This is a genomic window from Aerosakkonema funiforme FACHB-1375, assembly GCF_014696265.1.
In the GTDB taxonomy this organism is placed as follows: domain Bacteria; phylum Cyanobacteriota; class Cyanobacteriia; order Cyanobacteriales; family Aerosakkonemataceae; genus Aerosakkonema; species Aerosakkonema funiforme_A.
Genome location: NZ_JACJPW010000119.1, coordinates 1 through 24924 on the forward strand (window position 1 = coordinate 1; position 24924 = coordinate 24924).

Consider the following 24924-nt stretch of genomic DNA (forward strand, 5'->3'; position numbering starts at 1 on the left):
AATGTGCTGTTACTATTTTTCGCCGCAGATCGAGGGAATATGCTTTCATTAGCTTTGACTACAACAATCATATCTTATTGTACCTCTTTACAGCGGGAACCGCTGTATATCCCTGTTGTTTCTGTCAAATTTTAAGGAATTGGGAAAGATCTTGTTTAAGAATTTTAGTCTGGAATTAAGGTTGTAGAAATTTAGTATAAATTCCCACCCCTTTTCAGTTGCACCATAATTTGGGCGTGCGTGTCCTCGTCGTCTTGGATGCAGACCCAACTCTTTGGGATTGCTGACTGCTACAGTTACATATAGCTATTTTAATAAAAATTTACAAAAAAAATCTGGGCGGACTCATGTATAGAAGAATAAAGTAGAAAATGATCCTAGTCAAATAATTGCACTGGAGTTAGCAGATGGATGTAGTAACGTTGACGGCTTTCTTAACTCCTTTCTTACCCTACCTTTTGAAGGCAGGGGAAAAAGCCGCAGAAGAGGCAGGTAAAAAATTGGGTGAAGGGTTGGGTGCTGGTGCATGGGAAAAAGCAAAGGCTTTGTGGACTAAGTTGCAGCCGAAGGTAGAAGCAAAGCCAATGGCAAAAGGTGCAGCAGAGGAATTAGCCAACTCTCCCAAAGATGACGATGCTAAAGAGACTCTTCAGAAACAACTGAAAAAATTGTTAGACGAAGATCGAGCTTTAGCTGCTGAAATAGCTCGGTTGTTAGAGGAAAATCCCGAAACCGTTGCGAAGGCTATTAATACTTATAATGTTGCACAGAATGTGACTGGTGATTACAATAAGTCGATTGCAGTAGTTCAAGGAGATGGAACTATCAATTAGTTAATGAGAATAGAAGATATGAGGCTAAAGTAGTGCTGAAAAGATATTTGAGAAAGCTTCTCAAACGCATATATATAATTCTCTCTAAGTTAGCTCGTTCTTTTAGTAAAAAACGTCGCAAGATAAGGCGCGGATTTGGGCATGAGTTAAGCCATAAAACTAATAATATTTATGCAAAGAATACTAACATTGCTAAACTTGAGGAAAAAACTAAATCTGAGTTTCAATCTGCACAACCAATTTCTAGTTATAAAGAAGATAATGTTGTTCAAAATTCAAAAGGCGATGGCAATATTTTAGTTGGCGTTGTAGGCGGTAATCTAACTATTAATTATCGTCGTCCAGTCGATAGACCTTTCCAAGCACCAAATTTACCTACTAATTTTGTCGATCGCCCTGACATTAGCCGCAGTCTTAAAGCTGGTTTGTTGGCGAATACCACCTCTAATTCTGGCGTTTTATTAGTTAGTGCATTGCATGGCTTAGGGGGAATTGGCAAGACGACCTTAGTTGCTGCCTTAGCTCACGATACTGATATTCAAAAGCGTTTCTCTGGCGGGGTGCTGTGGGCTACATTAGGTCAAACTCCTGATATTATCTCACTGCTAAGTAGTTGGGTAAAAGCTCTCGGAGACTACGAATTTCCGGCACGAACCATCGAAGAAACCTCAAATCATTTACGCGGCTTACTGCAAGAAAAAGCTGTTCTGTTAGTTGTTGATGACGTTTGGGACTCAGACCACCTTAAGCCCTTCTTAGTCGCCAGTTCCCAATCTCAGGTAATCGTGACCTCGCGTCGAGTTGATGTGGCTGATGGTGTAACAGCGAAACTAACAGAACTAAATTTGATGACACCAGAGGAGTCTCTGGCATTATTGTCGAAATCTTTAGAACGGGAATTAATCACAGGAGAAGGACAAGAAGCTTTACAGGTTGCTAAAGCAGTAGGATATTTACCACTTGCTTTGAACTTGGTGGCAGCCAGAGTAAAGCGGGGAGTAGCTTGGAGCGAATTAGAAGCAGCTTTAAAGGCAGAGGTAGCCAGATTAGAAGAGTTAGAAGGACCTCGCAGCAAGCAAGCTTTAGAAGCAACCTTCAATTTGAGTCTGAAAGCACTAAAAGACTATAGCGAAGCAGCTTGGCACAATTTTATCTGGTTGGGGGTATTACCTGAAGATGTCACCATCACCGCACCGATGACGGCAAATCTTTGGGATATTTCTGTTACAGATGCTAAAAAGCGTTTGGAACTGTTATGGAATGACGCGCTATTGCAATCTAACTCACCTGTAGAAATCGCGGGTGCTAGTTGGAATAGCTATCGGATGCACGACTTGTTACACGATGTTGCCCGCCGACTGCTGACATCTACAGCAGGGATAGGGATTAGTTTACCTGAAGCTCACAGAAAGTTATTAGCACGATATCAGCAGAAAACTCAAAATGGGCAATGGCATACTTTGGCTGATGATGGCTACATTCATCAGCGTTTAGTGTGGCATTTAGAGCAAGCGCAATGGACAGAAGAAATTCACCAACTGCTACGGGAGACAGCCGCCAATGGTCGCAATGGTTGGTATGAAGCGCGAGAACGTTTAGGACAAACGGCTGGCTATATCAGCGATATTTCTCGGATTTGGGAAATAGTGGATGCCAATCAAACGCCAACCTCTAAAATTATTGGTTGGCAATGCCGCTATGCGCTGATTGTTGCTTCCCTGAATAGCTTGGCGAAAAATATTCCTCCTGCTTTGCTGGTGGCACTGGTGAGAAAACAGGTGTGGACTCCAGAACAGGGTTTAGCTTATGCTTTGCAGATTCCAGAGCCACAGCAGAAAGTAACAGCTCTTACGGAACTAGCAGAGATAGAAAATTGCTTGTCTGTAATTCTCAAAGAAAAAGCACTACAATCTGCCCTCAAAGCTGCCCAAGCCATTGAGGATGAGAGGTATCGCGCCGATGCCCTGAGTGCAATAGCTCCCAAACTGCCAGAAACTTTGTTACCCGAAGCCCTCAAAGCTGCCCAAGCCATTGAGTCTGAGTATCTTCGCGTCCTAGCCCTGAGTGCAATAGCAGACAAACTGCCAGAGGTGTTACCTCTCATACTCAAAGCTGCCCAAGCCATTAAGGATGAGCAGCATCGCGCCAAAGCCCTGAGTGCAATAGCAGACAAACTGCCAGAGGTGTTACCCAAAGCCCTCAAAGCTGCCCAAGCCATTAAGGATGAGCAGCATCGCGCCGAAGCCCTGAGTGCAATAGCAGACAAACTGCCAGAGGTGTTACCCGAAGCCCTCAAAGCTGCCCAAGCCATTGAGTATAATGACTTGGCTCGCGCCCATGCCCTGAGAGCTTTAGCCGACAAACTGCCAGAAACTTTGTTACCCGAAGCCCTCAAAGCTGCCCAAGCCATTAAGAATGAGGAGTATCGCACCCTAGCCCTGAGAGCTTTAGCCGACAAACTGCCAGAAACTTTGTTACCTGAAGCCCTCAAAGCTTCCCAAGGCATTGAGTCTGAGTATCTTCGCGCCCTAGCCCTGAGTGCAATAGCAGACAAACTGCCAGAGGTGTTACCCGAAGCTCTCAAAGCTGCCCAAGCCATTGAGTATGAGAGGTATCGCGCCGAAGCCCTGAGTGCAATAGCAGACAAACTGCCAGAGGTGTTACCCGAAGCCCTCAAAGCTGCCCAAGCCATTGAGGATGAGAGGGATCGCGCCGAAGCCCTGAGTGCAATAGCAGACAAACTGCCAGAAACTTTGTTACCCGAAGCCCTCAAAGCTGCCCAAGCCTTTGAGTATAAGAGGTGTCGCGCCGAAGCCCTGAGAGCTTTAGCCGACAAACTGCCAGCGGTGTTGCCCGAAGCCCACAAAGCTGCCCTAGCCATTGAGGATGAGTCGGATCGCGCCGAAGCCCTGAGAGCTTTAGCCGACAAACTGCCAGCGGTGTTACCCGAAGCCCTCAAAGCTGCCCAAGCCATTAAGGATGAGCAGTATCGCGCCGAAGCCCTGAGAGCTTTAGCCGACAAACTGCCAGCGGTGTTACCCGAAGCCCTCAAAGCTGCCCAAGCCATTGAAAATGAGTATCATCGCGCCGAAGCCCTGAGAGCTTTAGCCGACAAACTGCCAGCGGTGTTACCTCTCATACTCAAAGCTGCCCAAGCCTTTGAGTATGAGCAGTATCGCGCCGAAGCCCTGAGTGCAATAGCTCCTAAACTGCCAGAAACTTTTTTACCCGAAGCCCTCAAAGCTGCCCAAGCCATTGAGGATGAGAGGTATCGCGCCGAAGCCCTGATTGCAATAGCTCCCAAACTGCCCGAAAGTTTGTTACCCGAAGCCCTCAAAGCTGCCCAAGCCATTGAGGATGAGAGGTATCGCGCCTATGCCCTGATTGCAATAGCTCCCAAACTGCCAGAAACTTTGTTACCTGAAGCCCTCAAAGCTTCCCAAGGCATTGAGTCTGAGTATCTTCGCGCCGAAGCCCTGAGTGCAATAGCAGACAAACTGCCAGAGGTGTTACCTCTCATACTCAAAGCTGCCCTAGCCATTGAGCATGAGTATTATCGCGCCGAAGCCCTGAGAGCAATAGCAGACAAACTGCCAGAGATGTTACCCGAAGCCCTCAAAGCTGCCCAAGCCATTGAGCATGAGTATTATCGCGCCGAAGCCCTGAGAGCAATAGCAGACAAACTGCCAGAGATGTTACCCGAAGCCCTCAAAGCTGCCCAAGCCATTGAGGAAGAGTGGTATCGCGCCTATGCCCTGATTGCAATAGCAGACAAACTGCCAGAGGTGTTACCCGAAGCCCTCAAAGCTGCCCAAGCCATTGAGTCTGAGTGTAATCGCGTCCGAGTCCTGATTGCAATAGCTCCCAAACTGCCAGAGATGTTACCCGAAGCCCTCAAAGCTGCCCAAGCCTTTGAGTCTGAGAAGTATCGCGCCGAAGCCCTGATTGCAATAGCTCCCAAACTGCCAGAAACTTTGTTACCTGAAGCTCTCAAAGCTGCCCAAGCCTTTGAGAATGAGGAGTATCGCGCCGAAGCCCTGATTGCAATAGCTCCCAAACTGCCAGAAACTTTGTTACCCGAAGCCCTCAAAGCTGCCCAAGCCTTTGAGAATGAGGAGTATCGCGCCAAAGTCCTGAGTGCAATAGCTACCAAACTGCCAGAAAATTTGTTACCCGAAGCCCTCAAAGCTGCCCAAGCCTTTGAGTATGAGCGGTATCGCGCCCAAGCCCTGAGTGCAATAGCTACCAAACTGCCAGAAAATTTGTTACCCGAAGCCCTCAAAGCTGCCCAAGCCATTGAGGAAGAGTACAATCGCGCCGAAGCCCTGAGAGCTTTAGCTCCCCATCTGTCACAGATGCCAGAAGTTAAACTTTTTTCCCTCTGGAAAGATACACTCCACTCTCTATCTCTCCGCACTCGCCCAAACTTGTTGAGAGACTTGGCAGAGTTAGAGCCAGTAATCTTTGCTTTAGGTGGTGAAGCAGTACTGGAAGACCTTTTTCATGCTATTCAGGATGTAGCTAAATGGTGGCGTTGAGGCACATCCACACCAATGCTATATTCGCCTGCAAAATGCTCCGATTAATTATATTGATAAACTACGATCGCATCCAGAAAAGACGATCGCACCCACAGAATCAGCCATCATTAAGGGCAAATGGGTATTGCTGCGAAACTTTTCCCAACGTGCGATCGCTTTCTCTTGTTGAGTTTGCTCTGGAAAAGGCGATCGCACCAAATCGACTAATGCTAATCATAAAAGGTGAATGTTTACTCTTTTTTTACTTGTAATCTCCTAAAACATCAATTACTTACTGATTAACTCAATAAACTCATTAACTACCGCCTCTGGATCGCGATCGCACAATTTTGAACTTCTTTGAGTTTAGCTTGGCTGAAATCACTACCGAAAATTTTGACTTCAGCTATTTTACCTGTCATAGAACTGGCAAAGGTTTCGTTTGCTTGTTGAATTTTAGTTTTTAATTCTGGCTGTTCATTTATTCTTGATGCTTCCATTTGTCTAGGAACTTCTTTAAATTACAAAAGCCACCTTAATTGCAAGATGGCTATGGCGAGTTTGAAACAATTACATCTAAAAACAGTGATATTATGCTGGTGACGAGAGGCTAAAACCCTTATAAATGCGTGTACCAATTTTGTACCACTGTGTACCAGTGAAAACGGCTGGAGGTATGGGCGGTACTGGACTCGAACCAGTGACATCCTGCTTGTAAGGCAGGCGCTCTACCAACTGAGCTAACCGCCCGTTTTCAGCGCACAATTACATATAGTAGCAGACTATTTTTAAAATGCCAAGTGGTGGAACGCACGATCGCATAACTTTATGGAGTTTACCTGTTGTCGCGGGTTTCACGTTCGGACAGACGCAGAGTGGGAACCTGACTTTGCTTGTGTCAGGCGGGTTTCTGTTCGGGGGACTGATGTTTGGGCCGGATTTGGATATCTACTCGCGGCAGTTCCAACGCTGGGGTTGGTTGCGCTGGATATGGATTCCTTATCAAAGAAGCCTGCGCCATCGGTCTTTTTTATCGCATGGGCCAATTATCGGTACGGCGTTGCGATCGGTCTATCTTATCTGTGGCATAGTTGCGCTGGGGTCGGTTTTGTGCTTGGTGGCGGAATGGTTGGGAGTGGCGATCGCCAGTTGGCAGGAACTCGCTAAGTTAGTTTTGGCTTCCCTTGTGCAACACTATAACGAGTGGATCGCTTTGTATATCGGTTTAGAATTGGGAGCGATGAGCCATTCTTTATCCGATTGGAGCGGTTCTGCTTACAAGCGCTTTAAAAGTGGTGGGTTAAAGGCTATCATGCCTAAGAGGAAGAAGGGCAGGCGGAAATCTTCGCCAGTGAGGGTGAAGAAACGAACCGCCAAGACGCAGAGAACGCAGAGGAAAGATGGCTGAAGATTCTAGTTTAGCAGCATTGCAAAGGTTAATTGATGTGGTGGCGAAGTTGCGATCGCCTGATGGTGGCTGTCCGTGGGATTTGGCCCAAACGCCCCAATCTCTGATTCCTTATGTGATCGAAGAAGCTTACGAGGTGGTGGATGCGATTCGCGGTGGGGATAAGGATGCGATCGCAGAAGAATTGGGAGATTTACTATTACAAGTAGTATTGCAAGCTCAAATTGCTAGCGATTGCGGTCAATTTAGTTTAACTGAAGTTGCTGAAGGGATTACAGAAAAACTGATTCGCAGACATCCTCATGTGTTTGGCGATGTGCAAGTTGAAAGTGCGGAAGAAGTACGTCAAAATTGGGAAGAAATTAAAGCCGCAGAAAAAGGTGAAGCGACGGACGCACCGCAGTTACTAAGTTCTAAGTTAAGTCGCTATGGGCGAACTTTGCCACCGTTGATGGCGGGAATGAAAATTTCTCAAAAAGCTGCTGCTGCTGGGTTTGAATGGCCGAATATTGAAGGTGTTTGGGATAAATTTAAGGAAGAATTGGCAGAATTAAAACACGCGGTCGGACATGAAGAAAAACGGAGGCAAGAAGAAGAATTAGGGGATTTGCTGTTTGTAATAATTAACCTGGCGCGTTGGTATGACCTCGATCCTTCAGCCGCTTTGCAGGGAACAAACGAGCGATTTATTCAGCGCATCATCAAAATGGAAATAGCAGCCGATCGTCCTCTTTCCGATTATACTTTAGATGAATTGGAACAACTTTGGCAACAAGCAAAAGCGAAACTTGCGAAAAATACTAAATAGTCATGAGAGCCAAATTATAGCAAACTCTTTCATGGTCTTTCGGGTTAGGCGTGGAAAATGTTTGTATATGCTACAGATTATGTGGGATGGTCGGTTACAGCACGGGAAGTAAATTATCGATCGAAAATGCTCAAATTATCGCCCGTGCCTAACCCATCCTACGATTAGATAAGTTTATATTATTACTAAAGACTTCTTCCCCTAGCCCCTAATCCCTAGCTCCTAGCCCCTAGCTATAGTTTATGAGAAACTGGAGGTGTGCTTAACCATATCCCGATAATAACCGACAACCTCTTTAGTTTCGCCGATACACTTCACCTGTCCTTTGTCCAGCCAAAGCACGCGATCGCAAGTTTGCTCGATCAAATCCAGTTCGTGAGATACTAATAAAACAGTCGCATTCGCATCCCAGAACTTTTGCAGACGCTGTTTGCATTTATTTTTAAAGCGTTGGTCTCCGACCGCTAAAACTTCATCGAGAATGAGAATATCAGGATGTACATCGGTAGCGATCGCAAATCCCAACCGCGATACCATCCCCGAAGACAAAGCTTTGACCGGCACATAAGCATAATCTTCCAGTTCTGCAAACTCTAAAATAGGTTTGACCCGTTCTCGCATCTCTCGTCTGGAAAACCCCAGCATCACCCCATAAAACACAATATTATCCAGCACAGATATTTCTGGGTCAAACCCCGCTTCCAACTCGATCAGGGGTGCAATTTTACCCCATATTCGCACAGAACCGGAAGTTGGCTGCAATATACCGCAGACTAGCTTCAGCAAGGTGGATTTACCTGCGCCATTTCCACCAATAATTCCCAATTTCTCCCCTGCTTCTACAAACAGATCTACCCGATCCAGCACCAAATTCTTCGCAGGCTGACGGTACTTGCCTTCCAGAAAAGATAAAATTGTTTTCTTCAAGTCATAAGAAAATTCCTCTTGCGTCCGTCGCCACAGGGACACTTGTTCCAGACAAATCGCGTACATCTACAACAAATCCATGAACTGGTGCTGCCAGCTATCAAATAATTTCCATCCTACAGCCAAAACCACCAGGCTACTGAGCAAAGAGCTGCCTATTAAGGCAAAATTAGGAGAATGGCCTGACAAAGCGATCTGACGAATGCTTTCAATGATTAAGGCTATAGGGTTAAAGACCAAGAACGGACGGATAGTGGCGGGTACGATCGCCGCCGGATAAAACACCGGAGAGCCAAACCACAGGATAGACACCACTAACTCATAAAAGTAAGGCAAATCGCGAAAGAACACAAACAGGGCACTGACGATAAATCCGATACCAGTACACAAGCAAGCCAAAGACAGCAACGGTAACAGCAAAGCGACCACATTAAGTAAACTCTTGGATGTGATCAATGTGGCGATCGCCAGTATTGGCAAGCAAGCGCTGCTAAACTGAAACACATTCGCCGCAATCATCGACATCGGAAAAACGTTTATCGGTAGGCGAATCTTGTTCAAAAGCGCCCCATTGCTTACCAAACTCGGCAAGGCTTGGGTGGTAGAAGCTGAAAAAAAGTTGATCGCGACTAACCCTACAAACACATCCAGCATATATTTGAACAGGGAGTTATGATAGTAGGACGCAAAAGCCATGCCAAAAATCGCCGTATATCCACCCGTCATCATCACGGGATTTAACAGCGACCAATACACTCCCAAGATAGAACCGCGATAACGCACCTTTAGGTTGCGCGTTACCAAGACCTGTAATAATTCCAGATATCGAATCAGATCGTTAGCAGAACTCGAATCTAAAAATTTGAATGTTTTACTTACTCCCACCACACTACCCTGCGAACGAAGCTAGTTAGTTGTACTAACCTTGAAACTATACGCTGCAAGTTAAATAATGTCCATGACCACCTCGCAAATTGCCTCGTCTTCCCTAACTTCGATCGCTCAACAAACCCGCCAAGCAGCGCGACGGCTGGCGGTGCTTTCCGCTGAGGTAAAAAATGAAGCGATCGAAGCTGTGGCCCAAGCCTTAGAGTCTGCAACTCCGGAAATTTTGGCAGCGAATGCAGCAGACTGCGAAGCGGCTGTGGCAGCTAATATTGCCAAACCGCTGATCGCGCGGCTAAAGTTAGATGAAACTAAGCTTAAGGCTGCGATCGCAGGCGTGCGAGATGTGGGGCGTTTGCCAGACCCCATAGGCGTTGTGGATATTCACCGCGAACTCGATGAAAAACTGATCCTCAAGCGCATTAGCTGTCCTCTGGGGGTTTTGGGCGTCATTTTTGAGGCGCGTCCCGATGCGGTGATGCAAATAACGAGTTTAGCCATCAAATCGGGTAACGGCGTTATTCTCAAAGGCGGACAAGAAGCCGTTCGCACCTGTCAAGCTTTGGTAAGGGCAATTCATTTGGAATTGGGATATACGGAAGTTTCCCCAGCAGCAGTGCAATTGCTAACTACGAGAGAAGAAACTCTGGCAATGCTGAAGTTGGATGAATATATAGATCTGATTATTCCCAGAGGTTCCAATTCGTTTGTCAGATTTGTGCAGGAAAATACCCGCATTCCAGTCCTGGGTCATGCAGAGGGAATTTGCCATATATATATAGATGAAGCGGCAGATATCGTGAAGGCAGTAAATATTACAGTTGACGCCAAAACCCAGTATGCAGCTGCTTGCAATGCGATCGAAACTTTGTTAGTTCACAAATCAGTAGCCCGAGATTTCCTGCCTTTGGTGGCGGCGGCTTTGCAAACTCGTCATGTCGAATTGCGCGGCGATGAAGCCACCCGCAAAATTTTAAAAATATCTCCAGCGACAGAGGCAGATTGGGCAACAGAATACACTGATTTGATTTTATCGATCAAAATAGTCGATTCTCTGGAAGATGCGATCGCTCACATCCACAAATACGGTTCCAAACATACCGAAGCCATAGTCACCGAAAATTCATCCACCGCCGCGACATTTCTCGCCCAAGTTGACGCTGCCGGAGTCTATCATAACTGTTCCACTCGCTTTGCCGATGGCTTCCGCTACGGCTTCGGTGCAGAAGTAGGAATTAGCACCCAAAAAATGCCACCGAGAGGCCCTGTTGGATTGGAAGGTTTGGTAACTTATAAGTATCAAGTTGTCGGCGACGGTCATGTTGTCGCCACTTACGCCGGTAAAGATGCCAAACCTTTTACGCATCGAGATCTGTAATTGGTAATTAACACAAGTTGCTAGTTATTTGCTTTCTGGGTATGTTGTTGGGCTCATATCCTTGTTATCCCTCGAATCAGGGGGCTAAAGCCCAACTACGTACCTAATTTAAGCTTGAATAATGTAACTAGCAACTTGCGATAATATCATGTCCGGTTGCATCGGTAGCGTCAAAAAGAGAGCGCTCACATCTGTGTTCATCTGTGGTTAAATTTTCACCCACGATTCGTGCAGACAATCCTTAACATCATTCTTACAGTACCGATGCTACCGGACACGATATAATTAGTCATCGGTCATTTGCTTTCCCACAAATAATAAATGTCTGATGGCTAATAAGTACAATTCTAAAGAATACTGAAGATTTAATCTCACAAACATTTAGGAGTGAGGAGAAAATTTCTTCCGACGCCCTAATCCCTAACCCCTAATCCCTAACCCCTAATTATGGATTGCATTCACGTTACTGGAATTAGTTGCTACGGTTACACTGGCTACCTACAAGAAGAACAGGTACTGGGACAGTGGTTTGAAGTGGATCTTACTTTATGGCTGGATTTGTCAAAAGCAGCTAAAAGCGATGCGATCGAAGATACCCACGATTATCGCAGCACGATCGAAACAGTAAAGCATTTGGTGAAGTCATCTAAGTTTGCATTAATCGAAAAGTTAGCCGAGACGATCGCATCCACTATCCTGGAAACTGAGAAGGTAACGCAAGTTCGAGTTAAGGTGACAAAGCCCTCAGCCCCGATTCCCGACTTTGGCGGTAAGATCGCAATCGATATTACCAGGGGAAAACCGCAGTAACTTTAGCAAGAAGGGAAAAACAGTGCCATTTCGCATATTGAGTTTAGACGGCGGGGGTATTCGCGGCGTTATCCCTACCGTTATTCTTGAGGAAGTAGAAAAATTAATCGATCGCCCTTTAAATCAGTACTTCGATTTGATTGCAGGGACTTCCACTGGGTCGATTTTAGCAGCTGCGATCGCCACAGGACGAAGAAGCCGGGAAATCCTCGAACTCTACAGGCAAAAAGGCAAAATTATCTTCCCCTACACCAGTCGTTGGTCACCTCAGCGACTAAAATTGCTGTTGGAATACGGTTTCTCAGCGCCTAAATTTTCCGATCGAGGTTTGATTAACGCTTTGAAAGAGCAGTTCGGTAACACGAAGCTGTCTGACATCGACACATCGCCACGATTGTTAATTACCGCCTACGACACGATCGATCGACAAACGATCGTTTTCAAAAGCTGGCAAAAATACAAACCTTGGATAGATGCTCCCTTGTGGGAACTGTGTGTTTCTTCCTCCGCTGCACCAACTTATTTCCCCGCACATTTACTGAAAACTCAAGACAAAGACTACTCCCTCATTGACGGCGGCGTTGGAGCGAACAATCCTACCGCCTGCGCCGTTGCAGAAGCACTCCGCCTAGATAATCCCGTCAGGGAAATTTCTGTTCTCTCCATTGGTACGGGGAATTCAACTAATTCAATTCCCTTTGCACAAGTTCGCGCCTGGGGAATAGGAAATTGGATATGGGGAGGACGCTTGATAGAAGTATTATTCGATGCTTCCGCCGACATTAACGATTATATTACTCGCCAAGTAATGAGTCCTCCAGAACTTGGCGGTAGAGCGTCTACTCGTTACCTGCGCCTGCAACCTACCATCAAGAAAGATATGATAGATGACGCCACAGAGCAAAATATTTCCAGGTTAATAGAGTTGACACAAAACTATATGCAGCCGAATCGAGAAGTACTCAAAAACTTCTTACAACAAAACTTTTCTTAACAGATGACTCCCTGACCGCCGTAAGATTATCGATCGCAAGTTACCTGTTGTTCTTTTCTCCCCCACTCTCCCGCTCTCCCACTCCCCCCAAAGCATACATATTCTTTGCGCGGTCAGGGAGTAGCGCTGAGTGCTGTCACCCACCATCACCATCATCTGTAAAAAAAATGAACATTTTTCACCATAAAAAATCTCGCCTAAATTTATCGCTACAGACTTCGATCGGAGCGAGATGAACCTGTATCGACGTATTGAAGCATTGAATATGAGGGCTGATTACGCTCGCTACAAGGAGGCGTAATCCGTAATGGAATACCTCTGTTATCCCTAATCGGCATAGTAATCTGACCCCCATTAGCTGGTAACGTAATTCTGATACTGATATCCCATTTAGGTGCGGATCTGCACCAGTTTCCCCACACTACTAATGCGAATAAAGAATCATTAGGCTTTAACACAAAACTGCTGCGAACAGGCGACCCCCAAAAACCCGATGTCAAAGGGCGACCGATCGGTAACGGTCGTCCTTGTCCGTCCACTATTTGCATTCGGCTAGATGTATTTAGCGCACAGGGTCGAGAACTCTTGTTCGTAATATAAAAGTTACCTCCCAGCGACTGTGAATCTCTACTCCATCCTTGCGCTACACCCCTGAGTGCAGAAGCTTGACATGGTGCGATCGCTTTAGTATTTGCTGAGACTAAGGTGGGTGAGAACAAATTTTGTTTCAGACCGAAAATAGATACTAAGTCAGTAGAGACTGCGTTTGCAGCCAGGGGATTTAGCAAATTTAAAGCCACGGCAGTTAGTGCCAGCCAGATTTTTTTGGGATCGTTGGGTGAAGCCTGCATAACAATTATACAAAGTACCTATTTACCCATTCAAATCTAAAAAAATTTAAATTGCCACTACCGCTCAGTCAGGAGTGATCTCATATCCGGTAGCATCGTTTACATAAAAAATGAGTTATTATCTAATTTCTTATCTGCGTACCCTACGGGAAGGCTATCGCCTACATCTGCGTTTATCTGTCTACATCTGCGGTAAAAATTTAACCCCTAATTCCCACAAATAATCTTTCGCATCATTCTTACACTACCGATGCAACCCGATACAAACAGTCCAACTATCCTTCGAGATGATGACAGTCCCTAACTAAGACCACCCCACTTCGTCACCTGGCAAATCTTTACCGATCGACAAATAGCGATCGCTTCAAGCTGGGAGTAATTTCCACCTAAAATTTGGGAATAATAAAAGTAGCCTCGCTAACTCCTTCTCAATCAATCGGCACAGACACAATGAAACTGAGAATCCTAACTGCTACGGCTATTTTGGCACCTGTATGCTTAGCAACTGCACCAGCTAGCGCCGTCAATCCCGAACACCTCCAACAGTTACTGAACACCAATATTTGTCAAAAATGTGACTTGAGTGGCGCTGACTTAAAAGGTGCGAATCTCAATGGTGCTGATTTGAGGGGTGCAAATCTCAATGGTGCCGATTTGAGTGGTGCCAAACTGAATGCTGCCAATTTGTCTAATGCAGACCTGACAAATGCCAAGTTGACTGGTGTCGATCTCAAAGATGCCAATTTGACTGATGTAGTTGGACTTTCCTCTGGCAATCTTGCCACTCCAACTCAAGGAACGCAACAGGTAACAGCGCCTCTGCAACCAGGAAACGGACATTTCACCCCACCAGATCGCATCCCCACTCAAACCGGAGGTGCGGGCGCAAGGTAGATGAGAATAGGAAATGTGGGAATAACCAAAATAACCACGCTTTCTCTGAAATGAACTACTAAGGATGGTACAGAAAAATGAAACTGAAAATCCTAACTGCTAGCTCTTCGCGGCAGGTGACAGCACCTTTGCAAGGTGGAAACGGACATTTCACCACTCCCGATCGCATCCCCACTCAAACCGACGGGGCCGGTTCATCAGGATTCTAGCTTTCGGTATAGAAGAAAAAATGAGGATGTTTGTAGAGGAAAATCCTGATGTATCCCCGTCTTAAATACCTCACCCTTGCTACTCTAATTCCGATCTTCTCGTTAATATATTGCCTACAGCTAGTAGGAATTTCTTTGGCAAAATCCAGCCATTTAGTTCTGGCGCAAGGTACAGATGGGGTGAATTTGTCCCCACAAGACCGAAAGACACAAGCAGATCGGCTGTTACAGATCGGAATTCAACAATTTTACAGCAGTCAGTTTCGCGAAGCTCTCCAAACTTTTGAACAAGTTAGGACAATATATATAGAAATAAATGACAAAACAGGTATTGCGTCAGCGCTCAATAATATAGGGGAAGTTTACAACGAGCTCGGTCAACCTGACAAGGCGATGGAAGTGTTGCAACAAGCTTTGAGTATCCGCACACAATTAAGCGACAAAGCAGGTGTTGGCGAAACACTCAATAACCTGGGAATACTTTACAGAGATACCAGTCAATATGGCAAAGCTTTGGAAATGTTGCAGCAAGCTTTGGCTATCCGTAGAGAAGTGGGCGATCGCATCGGTGAAGGACGCACCCTCTTCAACATGGGAGTTGTTCATCGCAGATTAAGTCGATATCCTCAAGCTTTAGAATTCTATCAGCAAGCATTAGAAATTGCCAAAGCAACGGGAGATCGCATTAACGAAGGGCGATTGCTCAATGGGATGGGATATGTTTACAATAATTTAGGCCAATATACCCAAGCGCTAGAGTTTTATCAGCTAGCTTTAGCCATTCGTAAGAGTATAGGCGATCGCTCTGGTGAAGCTGCTACCTTGGGAAATATAGGGATAGTTTACGATTATCTAGGCCAATATCACAAAGCGATCGAGTTCTATCAGCAAGCACTCTCGCTCTCTAAAACAATTGGCAAAATTGTAAGTGCAGGGAATATCCTCAGTAACATAGGCGGAGTTTACTACAGTTTGGGTCAGTATCCCCAAGCGCTAGATTCCTACCAGCAAGCCTTAGCAATTATCCAAAAAACTGGCGACAAGTTTGTTGAGGCAGCTACGCTGAACAACATCGGATTAACTTACAATCGTCTGGGTAAGTATTCTCAGGCATTGGCGTTTTATCAACAAGCATTAGCGATTCGTAAAAGTATAGGCGATCGCGCAGGTGAATCAAACACTCTCGGTAATATGGGGGTAGTTTATGATACGCAAGGTCAGTATGCCAAGGCGCTGGAGTTGTTTGAACAAGCTTTAGCAATTCGTAAAAGTATAGGCGATCGCGCCGGCGAAGGAGGCACCCTTAATAGCATTGGTTCTATTTACAAAAGTCTAGGTCAGTATCCGCAAGCATTAGATACTTATCAGCAAGCATTAGCTATTCAAAAAGAAGTAGGCGATCGACCGGGCGAAAGGATTACTCTCAGCAACATCGCCAAACTTCTAGAAACGCAAAATAAACCAGAACTAGCTATTAGTTTCTACAAACAATCCGTCAACGTCACAGAAGCTATTCGTAAAGATTTAGAGAAACTTTCGCGAGAGCAACAACAATCATATACCACAACTGTTGCCGATACTTATCGCTCCTTAGCTGACCTATTATTAAAGCAAAATCGCGTGCTGGAAGCACAACAAGCCTTGGACTTGCTCAAACTCCAAGAACTAGACAATTACCTTCACAATGTACGCGGAAACGAGCAAACATCTCAAGGCGTTGATTTGCTACCCCAGGAACAGAAAGTCCAAGAAAATTATGCAGCCATTCAAAACAAAGCAATTGAATTGGGAAAAGAACTCGCCCAACTGCAAAAGATTCCCGAAGCAAACCGCACCCCAGCGCAACAGCAACGCATTGTCGAACTCGTACAAATTCAGCAGCAAATTAGAGCGGAATTTAATAATTTTATCAACAATCCAGCCGTGGTAGCGCTGACACAACAACTCAGCCAAAGTACTGGCGGTGAAAGTATCAATCTGCGAAGCCTCAACAAATTGCAAGCTCAACTAAAGCAACTGCAACGAAAGGCTGTCCTGTTATATCCGCTCATTCTAGAAGACCGCTTGGAATTGGTCGTAGTAACGAGTTACTCGCCCCCAATTAAACGCACAGTTAATGCCAAACGTCAAGATATAAATAAGTTAATTTTAGAATTGCGAACCGCGTTAACACAGCCGAATAGCGATGCCAAAACTCCCGCAGGCAAACTCTACGATTTGCTCATTAAACCAATAGAAAAAGACCTCAGACAAGCCGAAGCAGAGGCAATAATTTACGCTCCCGACGGACAACTGCGCTATCTTCCCATAGCCGCTCTTTACGATCGCAAACAATGGTTGGTACAGCGGTTTGCGATCAACAATATTACCGCTGCCAGTCTGACGGAGTTCAATAGCAAACCCCCATCACCACCCCGTATTTTAGCTGCTGCCTTTACCCAAGGTACGTACAATGTAACTGTAGGCAATCGTCAGTTAACTTTTGCGGGTTTACCCTTTGCTGGGAAAGAAGTAGAAAATCTGGCGGCAAGCATTCCCAGTACCACCAAACTATTAGATAATGCCTTCAATCCCCAAACTACTATTCCCCGTTTAAACGATTACAATATTATTCATTTGGCGACTCATGCGGCATTCGTAACCGGACAGCCAGAAGATTCTTTTATTCTATTTGGCGATGGCAGTAGAGTAACGCTGCGAGATGTGGAAAGTTGGTCATTACCGAATGTGGAATTGGTAGTGTTGAGTGCTTGCGAAACTGGTGTAGGCGGACAACTGGGAAATGGAGAAGAGATCTTGGGATTTGGCTATCAGATGCAGTTAACTGGTGCTAGAGCTGCGATCGCATCTTTGTGGTCAGTTTCCGACGGCGGCACGCAAGCACTTATGGATGCTTTTTATACTGCTATTCAGAAAGGCAACATCACCAAAGCCGAAGCTTTGCAACAAGCGCAAATAGCCTTAATTACCGGAGATTTTACAGCACTGGGAGAACAGCGGGGCATTGCCGTACAAGCACGCGCTCGCAGCAGCTTGCCACCTCAAGTAAGCGATCGCCTCAGTCATCCTTTTTACTGGTCACCCTTTATACTCATTGGTAACGGACTTTAATCAGCTTGCTAGTTGCGAAGGTAGCTGTACAAACGGATATTCAGTCTTTTAAGATTAAGTTAGATTATTATTCGCGATCGTCTATTATGCTTTCCCAGGAATCTTACCATGCCATTGACCGAAAAAAAGTGGTTTCAAGCTTTCCATTTCAATGGAAATCATCAAAAATTTTTGACTAATTTCAAGCTTTGCTCTTTCAATTTCCAGCCAATCAAAAATCCAAAATCCTCTCTTGCGAAGGTGGGCATCGTGACGGTCACCGCCAAGACGCCCACTTCGCGCAAAATCCAAAATCGTATGACTCTGAGATTTGTCTGGGTTTTTACCGCGACTTTAATTTTGTGCATTGCTACTAACATAAAGCCCAATTCCCACTCGATAACTTTTAATTCAGCACAAGCGCAAACAGAACCTATAACAGCAAATCCAGAAGCCGATCGATTGTTACAAATAGGCGTGGAACAGGCGAAAAGACGAGAGTTGCAAGAAGCTGTAGATATGTTCCGGCGGGTATTAGCTTTGAGTCAATACAATCGCGATCGCGAACGACAAGAGATCGCCCTCAATAACCTGGCAGTAGTTTATCGCACATCGGGTCAGCCGGATCGATCTGTACAATTTTATCAGCAAGCCTTCGACATTTTTCGCAACCCAGATATTTTGGTGAGAATGGCGGAATATCAACTGCAATTACAGCAGAGGTTAAAAGCGCTGGAATCCTATCAGAAAGCTTTCGCCATTTACAGACAAAGCAACAATAGCGATCGCGAAACGGAAACCCTCCTCAGCATTGCCGATCTTTATGTTCAATTAGGCGATTTTTCTCCCGGATTGCAAGCATATCGGGAAGCTTTAGCAACTTACCGCAGAAAGCAAAACTGTCAAAATGAAGATGCAACTCTACAAAGAATGGGACAAGTTTACGAAAGAATCGGTCAAAATAACCTGGCGAGACAATTATATCAGCAAGTAGCTCGACAGCAAGCCGATCGCAATCGGCAATGTGCTATGCGTGTAAGACGACAATCTTTACCAGTCAGTCCGATTATTCTTGGCGATGATGACATTTCCCCGCCAAGTCCGCCACCTCCCTCTGAACAAAATCCATTGCCAGCACCTATTCTTGAGGAAATCGGCAAACGCTAACAATTCGCCCAATACTATTTCATGTTTGCAATTAATAATTGTGGTTCATAATTTATGGCAACTTCAACAAACTACGAACAATCAACAATAAACGATAGATACAATAAGATTAATAAATAACAAACTCGATCGAACTCAATCATGGAGCAGTATTACCGTGCAACATCATCTGAAACTTCTCAGTCTTGTGAGTACAACGCTGCTTTTCTCCGTGGCTTCTTTCCCTATACTGACAGAAACCCTCAATTCAGATGTTCTGGCACAAACACCGACAATTGAAACTTCTCCCCTTCCTGCCAGTCCGGTTCCCAGCCTTTCACCCATCGAGCCTCTGCCGGAAATGTTGCTGCCTTCCCTTTCTACGATTCCGATTTTTTATCCTAATAATCCGTACCCGAATAATTCACTGCTGCGTCCCTTAAGAAGCAACCGCTCTGGCAGCTTGCTTTCTATTGAAATACCTTGTCAGGAACAAGTAGAAAATCTTCAGCAAAAGTTACAGGCTTGTCAGCAATTTTTAGCTATTCACAGACAAATTGGCGATCGCATTGGTGAAGGCGTTACGCTTAGTAACATTGCCTTAATTTATCGCGAACTCGGAAATTACGATCTAGCGCTGAATTTCTATCAACAAGCATTAGCAATTCAAACAGCAATTGGCAGCCGTGCGAGTACAGCAGCTACGCTCAACAACATTGGCTTAACTTATCACGAAGTAGGAGAGTATTCTCAAGCTCTAAATTTCTATCAGCAAGCCTTAGCAATTCACAAAGAAATCGGCAATCGAGTCAGTGAAGGACGCACTCTCAATAATCTAGCCGAACTTTATAGCCAATTGGGTCAGTATTCCCAAGCTAGGGAGTTTTATCAGCAAGCTTTGGCAGTGATAAAAGTTACTAAAGACAGCCCAAACCTTGGTAACACTCTGCATAACATTGGCTTACTCCACCAAAAATTAAACCAATATTCCCAAGCATTAGAATACTATCAGCAAGCTCTAGCGATTCGGAAAAATATTAACGATCGAACAGGTGAAGGTATAACCCTCAGCAACATAGCTTTGGTTTACGATAATTTGGGTCAACATTCCCAAGCACTAGACTCGCTTAAGCAAGCATTGGCAATTTTAACAGAAGTCGGCAACCGCGTGGGAGTTGGCAACGCTCTAGATAGTATCGGAATGGTTTACAAAAGTTTAGGTGACTATGCTTCTGCTTTGGAATATTATCAGCAAGCATTAGTAATTCTTAAAGAGATTGGCAATCGCGGATTGGAAAGGGTTACGCTCAGCAACATTGCGTCTGCCTTAGAAAGCCAAAACCAGCCAGAGTTAGCAATTGTTTTTTATAAGCAATCAGTCAATGTCACGGAAGCAATCCGTAAAAACTTGCGATCGCTCCCCCGCGAACAACAGGAATCCTATACAAAAACCGTAGCAGATACTTATCGCTCTTTAGCCGATCTCTTGCTCAAACAAAATCGTATATTAGAAGCACAACAAGTCATCGATTTACTAAAAGTTCAAGAATTGAATGATTATCTTGGTAATGTGAGAGGTAACGAACAAACATCTCAGGGTGTAGAATTACTACCCCAAGAACAGAAAGTTAACGCCGACTATGCTGCTATTCAAAATAGAGCTATTCAATTGGGAAAAGAACTTGCCGAATTACGAAAAATTCCCGAAGCAAATCGCACACCCGCTCAAGCTACGCGCATCGCCGAAATTGTCAAAGCGCAAGAAGCGATCGCAGCTGAATTTAACGCCTTCATCCGCAGTCCGGAAGTGCAAGCTTTAATAGCAGCACAAAGCCCAATTGTGAGAGATGGAAGTATCAGTTTGCGGCGGCTGAAAAATATTCAAGACAATTTGCAGCGCTTGGGACAAGGAGCAGTATTACTTTATCCTTTAATTTTAGAAGACCGCTTAGAATTAATTCTCACCACAGCCGATAGCCCGCCTATCCGTCGTACTGTTAGTGTCGAACGTTCAGAACTCAACCGGGCAATTGTGGAATTTCGCAGCGCTTTGCAAAATCCCGAATCCGATGCGAAAATTTCTGCCCAAAAGCTATACAAATGGTTAATCAAACCTTTGGAAAATGACCTAATTCAAGCCGAAGTGCAAACACTTATTTATGCTCCTGACGAACAGTTGCGCTACATTCCTCTAGCAGCTTTGCACGATGGCAAACAATGGTTGGTGGAGCATTTTCGCATCAATTATATTACTGCTGATAGCCTCACAGATTTCAACACGCAACCGCCAGATAAACCGCAAGTTTTAGCGGCTGGTTTTACCAAAGGTAGCTACACATTTCGTATTGGCGATCGCGAATTTTTCTTCGCTGGATTGCCTTTTGCTGCCCGCGAAGTAGACAATTTAGTCACGATTTTTCCCAACTCTCTTAAATTGCTAGATGGCGAATTCACTCGCAACGCCACCGTTCCCCGTCTCAACGATTACAATATCGTTCATTTGGCGACTCACGCGGCGTTTGTAGTCGGACAACCGGATGATTCATTTATATTATTTGGAAATGGCGATCGCGTCACTTTGCCAGATGTGGAAAACTGGCGACTAACTAATGTAGATTTAGTGGTGCTGAGTGCCTGCGAAACCGGCATAGGCGGTAAATTGGGTAACGGCGAAGAAATTCTCGGTTTTGGTTATTTAATTCAAGAAGCTGGGGCAAAAGCTGCGATCGCCTCCTTGTGGTCAGTTTCCGATGGCGGTACGCAGGCATTAATGGATGCTTTTTATACTGCGTTATCCTTAAGCAGAAGCGTGGGAACCAAGACAAACATCACTAAAGCCGAAGCTTTGCGGCAAGCACAAATAGAATTAATTAGGCGCAATTACTCAGCAGTAGGGCAACAGCGCGGCATCGGCATCCAAGGGCGCACACGCAACAGCCTACCACCGCAAATAAGCGATCGCCTTAACCATCCCTACTACTGGTCATCATTCATACTTATTGGCAACGGACTTTAATCAGTTTTCAGTTATTAGCTAAAATTGAAATACGTTCGTTGCCTCAAAAAACCTATCTTCTATTTGTAATTAGGTGCGCCAATGTTCCGCCGTCACCTCATCCCAGTCACAATACTTCTGCTTCTGTCTCCCAACTTCAACGTGCCACTACCGGGCTATAATCTAGGAAGTTTGGACGCGCAAGCACAGGCACCAACGACCGAACAACAAAGAGCATTACTAAGAGCGAACGCAGATAAGCTGTTCGTTCAGGGAGATGAAATTTTACGTCAAGGGCAATGGCAAAAAGCATTGGAAACCTTTCAGCAAGTGCTTGCCATTCGCAGGCAGCTGAGTGATAGGAGTGGCGAAGCCGACACCATGATTAAAATCGGCGATATTTACGACAGAGCAAACCGGGTAGAGATGGCGCGAAACTACTACCAGCAAGCTTTAGAAATTTACAGAAATATTGGCGATCGCAATCGCGAACTGAACGCCCAATCTAAGTTAAATTTACTCAATTCACCCCCGGCAATTTTTCCTCAAACACCAGATTTTAACTCCAATCAATCTACCCCAAATTTAACAAATTACAATCTAAATAACACTAATATCATTGGTAACGATAATAAAAATAATTTCAATCAACTGCCTTGGGTTTTAGTCTCCCAAAACCGCAACCAAATAGTACCAGTACCTGTGACAAGCAAAATTTCCGCTTTTTTCACCAGTCAAGCTTTAAATCCAATTTCTTGCAGTACAAATCCGGTTACCATTATCTTGGTAAACAATTTGTACATTGCTTGTGCATCTCCCACACCTAATTTTCCAGCCGGAACCTACAATGTAACGCTACCCGGTCTTTAGAACAAAAATTTCAGGGTGCTAAATGCTAAATCTCTTAAACTCCAAACTCAAATACAAGCGATCGCAAGGGTCGCCCCTACACCACTCAAAAATTTATGAAGCGCCGTCATTTTTTGCAATTTTCAGGCTCTGTTCTAGCAACGCTCGGTTTCAGCCAACTAGATGTCCAGCAAAGAGCGCTTCGTTACGCTAGTGCGATCGCGCAAAGCACACCGCGCAAACTAGCTTTATTAATCGGAATTAACACTTATCAAGACCAACCTTTGTTGGGCTGCGTCACGGATGTTAATTTACAAAAAGAGCTACTAATTAACCGCTTTGGTTTTAACTCCAAAGACATCCTCACCGTTACCGATAACCAAGGCACTAGAGCAAATATATTATCAGCATTTGAAGAACATTTAATTAAACAAGCAAAGCCAGGAGATGTAGTTGTATTTCATTTCTCCGGACACGGATCGAGAGTAAAAGATCCCGATAAGGATACCCCTGACAATCTTAACAGCACTCTTGTCCCAGTAGATTACTCCCAAACTTCTCAAAATAATGTAGTTCAGGATATCATGGGACACACCCTATTTTTGCTGATGAAAGCAATCCAAACAGAAAATCTCACTGTTGTGCTGGATAGCTGTCACTCTGGAGGAGCGACACGCGGTAACTACCGCGTGCGTTCCCGCGCAGGAGGTTCTCAATTACAAGCAATTTCGGCGGAAAAAGAATACCAAGAGCAATGGCTGAAACGGTTGAATCTTTCGCCCTCAGACTTTATCGAACAACGTCGCAAAGGTGTTGCCAAAGGAGTAGCAATCGCTTCTGCCAGACGTAACGAACTAGCCGCCGACGCACCTTTTAGTGATTTTCATGCTGGCGCTTTTACTTATGTGATGACCCAATATCTTTGGCAACAAACTGGTAGCGAAACCTTTGCTAAAGTTATCCCCAATGTTGCTCGCACTACCACCCAGCTATCTTCTCAAGAACAAAAACCAGAATACGAAATTAAGCCAGGAAGCGATAACGATCGTCAACCAGTTTACTTTATCAAAGAACAAACACCACCAGCAGAAGCAGTCATCCTCAAAGTAGAAAGAGAGCGAGTGCAAATCTGGTTAGGAGGACTTAACCCCCAAAGTTTAGCAGCGTTCGATCGCAATGCTGTTTTTGCGATCCTAGACCCGCAAAACCGTTACAAAGGTCAAGTACAATTAGAATCGCGCAACGGATTGATCGGACAAGGCAAACTAATCGGAACTGCACAATCGGGAACCCTCCTGCAAGAAAATGTGCGCGGTATTCCCACCAACGTTTCTTTACGCATCGCTCTCGATTCATCTTTGGGTAATGACGCCGCCGCAGCAACACAAATCTTACAAGCTAATAAGCGCATTGAAATCGTACCCCTGCAACAAGGAGAAGTACATTACATTTTGGGGCGCATCACCCAAGCCTACCGTCAAGAATTGCAGCAAAAACAAGTAACAGATATTCCCAATATTAATAGTATAGGTTTGTTTTCTGCCGGACTCGATGTAATTCCCAGTTCGTTTGGTGCAGCTGGCGAAAGTGTAGCCGATGCCCTAAATCGTTTGCAGTCAAAGCTAAAATCTCTCCTCGCATCTCACATTGTCAAACTTGCCCTCAACACCAATTCATCGCGGCTGAATGTAACCGCCTCGATGAATCGAGAAGGTCAAAATGAAATGCTTGCCAGCACCTTTACCGTGCGCGGGATCGCGTCTTCTGCCATTCCCTCAAATCGACCTTCCCAAAATTCTGCAACTCCTTCTATACCCGCCAATTCTCGTCAATTACCTCTGGGAACATCGGTTCAGTTTCGCATCACCAACAACGAGGCAACTAAAATTTATGTCAGCGTGCTGGCAATTGACTCCGCAGGTGAAATGTCGGTTCTGTTTCCCAACAATTGGACAGCAACAGACGATATTATGCAGCTTAATTCAGGTCAAACGCTACTGCTACCCGACCCCAGTAAAGATAATTTCTCGTTGGTTACCCAAAAGCCCAAAGGAGTAACGGAAATTCTGATTATTGCCAGTAAAGCTCCTTTGCGAAAAGCACTTTCTGCCTTACGCTCGATCGCATCCCAAGGACAGCTGGACAGAGGGCCGATCGCGCTCAACCAACCCACAGAGGCGATCGATAATTTGCTCGACGATTTAAATGAAGGCACTCGCGGTAAGTAGTCGGACAAAAGTAATCGACACTGTATGAACTTTTGTTAAGGCACTTGCAGGAGTGCCTTCGCACAGCGTGCCGTAGGCATATCGTGCATCGGCACAATT

The 24924-nt window shown here is 45.1% G+C and carries 20 protein-coding genes and 1 tRNA gene; 14 read left to right on the forward strand and 7 right to left on the reverse strand.

Annotation, left to right across the window (positions count from 1 at the left end; all coding sequences use genetic code 11):
- Window positions 1–407 precede the first annotated feature (407 nt).
- Together H6G03_RS30960 and H6G03_RS30965 are read left to right on the forward strand one after the other, a co-directional pair.
- Window positions 408–833: a hypothetical protein gene (locus tag H6G03_RS30960; RefSeq protein ID WP_190473645.1), complete on the forward strand. Its 426-nt coding sequence runs from the start codon at window positions 408–410 to the stop codon at window positions 831–833.
- Between the two features lie 32 nt (window positions 834–865).
- Window positions 866–5371: an NB-ARC domain-containing protein gene (locus tag H6G03_RS30965; RefSeq protein WP_199315565.1), complete on the forward strand. Its 4506-nt coding sequence runs from the start codon at window positions 866–868 to the stop codon at window positions 5369–5371.
- A 48-nt stretch (window positions 5372–5419) separates the two neighbouring features.
- Here the strand turns inward: H6G03_RS30965 and H6G03_RS30970 are convergent, their stop codons facing one another.
- The 3 genes from H6G03_RS30970 to H6G03_RS30980 form a co-directional block, all read right to left on the reverse strand.
- Window positions 5420–5569 (reverse strand): hypothetical protein, encoded by a 150-nt coding sequence (locus H6G03_RS30970; protein WP_190473647.1) that lies wholly within the window; start codon window positions 5567–5569, stop codon window positions 5420–5422.
- Between the two features lie 104 nt (window positions 5570–5673).
- Entirely contained in the window at window positions 5674–5853 is a 180-nt protein-coding gene (locus H6G03_RS30975; protein ID WP_190473649.1) for a hypothetical protein, read from the reverse strand.
- 177 nt (window positions 5854–6030) lie between these two features.
- Window positions 6031–6103 (reverse strand) — tRNA-Val (locus H6G03_RS30980).
- Between the two features lie 43 nt (window positions 6104–6146).
- Here H6G03_RS30980 and H6G03_RS30985 point away from each other — a divergent pair.
- Entirely contained in the window at window positions 6147–6761 is a 615-nt protein-coding gene (locus tag H6G03_RS30985; protein WP_190473651.1) for a metal-binding protein, read from the forward strand.
- Window positions 6754–7569: a nucleoside triphosphate pyrophosphohydrolase gene (mazG, locus tag H6G03_RS30990; protein ID WP_190473653.1), complete on the forward strand. Its 816-nt coding sequence runs from the start codon at window positions 6754–6756 to the stop codon at window positions 7567–7569. The genes H6G03_RS30985 and mazG overlap by 8 nt, the downstream gene beginning before the upstream one ends.
- A gap of 240 nt (window positions 7570–7809) precedes the next feature.
- Here the strand turns inward: mazG and H6G03_RS30995 are convergent, their stop codons facing one another.
- Together H6G03_RS30995 and H6G03_RS31000 are read right to left on the reverse strand one after the other, a co-directional pair.
- Entirely contained in the window at window positions 7810–8562 is a 753-nt protein-coding gene (locus tag H6G03_RS30995; protein ID WP_190473655.1) for an ABC transporter ATP-binding protein, read from the reverse strand.
- On the reverse strand, window positions 8563–9381 hold the full coding sequence (locus H6G03_RS31000) for an ABC transporter permease (protein ID WP_190473657.1): 819 nt from the start codon (window positions 9379–9381) through the stop codon (window positions 8563–8565).
- A 73-nt stretch (window positions 9382–9454) separates the two neighbouring features.
- On the opposite strand from H6G03_RS31000, the gene H6G03_RS31005 reads away from it, so the two are divergent.
- The 3 genes from H6G03_RS31005 (at window position 9455) to H6G03_RS31015 (ending at window position 12563) form a co-directional block, all read left to right on the forward strand.
- Window positions 9455–10759, forward strand: a complete 1305-nt coding sequence (locus H6G03_RS31005; RefSeq protein WP_190473678.1) for a glutamate-5-semialdehyde dehydrogenase — start codon at window positions 9455–9457, stop codon at window positions 10757–10759.
- 447 nt (window positions 10760–11206) lie between these two features.
- Complete coding sequence (folB, locus tag H6G03_RS31010) at window positions 11207–11569, forward strand: dihydroneopterin aldolase (protein WP_190473659.1); 363 nt, start codon at window positions 11207–11209, stop codon at window positions 11567–11569.
- Window positions 11570–11591: 22 nt separating this feature from the next.
- Window positions 11592–12563, forward strand: a complete 972-nt coding sequence (locus tag H6G03_RS31015) for a CBASS cGAMP-activated phospholipase (RefSeq protein ID WP_190473660.1) — start codon at window positions 11592–11594, stop codon at window positions 12561–12563.
- Window positions 12564–12772: 209 nt separating this feature from the next.
- On the opposite strand, the gene H6G03_RS31020 is transcribed toward H6G03_RS31015, so the two are convergent.
- Entirely contained in the window at window positions 12773–13414 is a 642-nt protein-coding gene (locus H6G03_RS31020; RefSeq protein ID WP_190473662.1) for a DUF4232 domain-containing protein, read from the reverse strand.
- 450 nt (window positions 13415–13864) lie between these two features.
- Here H6G03_RS31020 and H6G03_RS31025 point away from each other — a divergent pair, with 450 nt between their 5' ends.
- The 3 genes from H6G03_RS31025 (at window position 13865) to H6G03_RS31030 (ending at window position 17628) form a co-directional block, all read left to right on the forward strand.
- A complete protein-coding gene (locus H6G03_RS31025; RefSeq protein WP_190473664.1) occupies window positions 13865–14308 on the forward strand; it encodes a pentapeptide repeat-containing protein in 444 nt (147 codons plus the stop codon).
- 77 nt (window positions 14309–14385) lie between these two features.
- Window positions 14386–14517, forward strand: coding sequence for a hypothetical protein (locus tag H6G03_RS39040; protein ID WP_255512301.1), 132 nt, complete (start codon window positions 14386–14388; stop codon window positions 14515–14517).
- A gap of 48 nt (window positions 14518–14565) precedes the next feature.
- Window positions 14566–17628 (forward strand): CHAT domain-containing protein, encoded by a 3063-nt coding sequence (locus H6G03_RS31030; protein WP_190473666.1) that lies wholly within the window; start codon window positions 14566–14568, stop codon window positions 17626–17628.
- Between the two features lie 84 nt (window positions 17629–17712).
- On the opposite strand, the gene H6G03_RS31035 is transcribed toward H6G03_RS31030, so the two are convergent.
- Window positions 17713–17919: a hypothetical protein gene (locus tag H6G03_RS31035; protein ID WP_190473667.1), complete on the reverse strand. Its 207-nt coding sequence runs from the start codon at window positions 17917–17919 to the stop codon at window positions 17713–17715.
- A gap of 6 nt (window positions 17920–17925) precedes the next feature.
- Here H6G03_RS31035 and H6G03_RS31040 point away from each other — a divergent pair, with 6 nt between their 5' ends.
- The 4 genes from H6G03_RS31040 (at window position 17926) to H6G03_RS31055 (ending at window position 24825) form a co-directional block, all read left to right on the forward strand.
- Window positions 17926–18774, forward strand: a complete 849-nt coding sequence (locus tag H6G03_RS31040) for a tetratricopeptide repeat protein (protein WP_190473669.1) — start codon at window positions 17926–17928, stop codon at window positions 18772–18774.
- Window positions 18775–18931: 157 nt separating this feature from the next.
- A complete protein-coding gene (locus H6G03_RS31045) occupies window positions 18932–21769 on the forward strand; it encodes a CHAT domain-containing protein (RefSeq protein ID WP_322112008.1) in 2838 nt (945 codons plus the stop codon).
- Between the two features lie 81 nt (window positions 21770–21850).
- Entirely contained in the window at window positions 21851–22618 is a 768-nt protein-coding gene (locus H6G03_RS31050; RefSeq protein WP_190473671.1) for a tetratricopeptide repeat protein, read from the forward strand.
- A gap of 95 nt (window positions 22619–22713) precedes the next feature.
- Window positions 22714–24825: a caspase family protein gene (locus tag H6G03_RS31055; RefSeq protein WP_190473673.1), complete on the forward strand. Its 2112-nt coding sequence runs from the start codon at window positions 22714–22716 to the stop codon at window positions 24823–24825.
- The last annotated feature ends 99 nt before the right edge of the window (window positions 24826–24924 follow it).